We start from the raw sequence: 779 nt of genomic DNA, 5'->3' as shown, positions 1-779 counted from the left end.
GTTTGAAGGAATAGATGGAAGTGGAAAAAGCACTCAGCTGACGTTGTTACGGTCGTGGCTGGAAGAACATGGGCATCAGGTGGTCACCGTTCGAGAACCCGGAGCAACGGCACTTTCGGAGAGCATTCGGGCTATTCTGTTAAGCAACAAGCAGAGCATTACTGCATCGGCGGAACTCCTCCTGTTCAGCGCAGCGCGCGTTCAGCTGGTGGAAAAGGTCATCGTTCCAGAGCTTGCCGCAGGCAAGATCGTGCTTTGTGATCGGTACGCAGATTCAACGACGGCCTATCAAGGGTATGGGCGAATGTTGAGTATGGCGGATGTTGACACCTGTAACAAGCTTGCCACGAAGCTAGTCATGCCGACCATCACCGTCCTGATTGACGTTCCATATGAGCAGGCCCAGCTTCGCATGAACTTCCATGCCGGCGACGGTCCAGATCGAATGGAACGCTCCGGGCCAGAGTTTTTTGAGCGCGTTCGTGCAGGGTACCTGCAGATGGCCCAACAAGAACCGAACCGCTTTCTCGTGCTCGACGGACTGCAGGACCGGCAAACGCTCCATCATGCCATTGTGCACTGTGTTCGTGACAGACTACAGGCAGTGGCAGGATGAAAAATCCGTAACTTAACGTTCTTAGGACATTCGGAATCGGGACAACACCATGAAGAATATAGTACTTCCGCTGATCTGCCTTGTGGCCTCAGTTACAGTGGGCGTATCGACAGGTTGGGCACAAGTGGCCAAGAGCGTTGACGCTCGGACTGTTTTTAGCATA

1 protein-coding gene is annotated in these 779 nt (G+C 53.4%); it reads left to right on the top strand.

Going from position 1 to position 779, the window contains the following annotated elements; genetic code table 11:
• Window positions 1–616, top strand: a 616-nt coding sequence (tmk, locus tag ACLD7X_RS17405; RefSeq protein WP_411424950.1) for a dTMP kinase, incomplete at its 5' end; no start/stop codon positions are given.
• Window positions 617–779 lie beyond the last annotated feature (163 nt).

This window comes from Aphanothece microscopica RSMan92 (assembly GCF_046613545.2).
Taxonomy (GTDB): Bacteria; Cyanobacteriota; Cyanobacteriia; order PCC-6307; family Cyanobiaceae; genus NIES-981.
The sequence above is the reverse complement of the archived record's forward strand: the minus strand, read 5'-3'. Positions and strand labels throughout refer to the sequence as shown.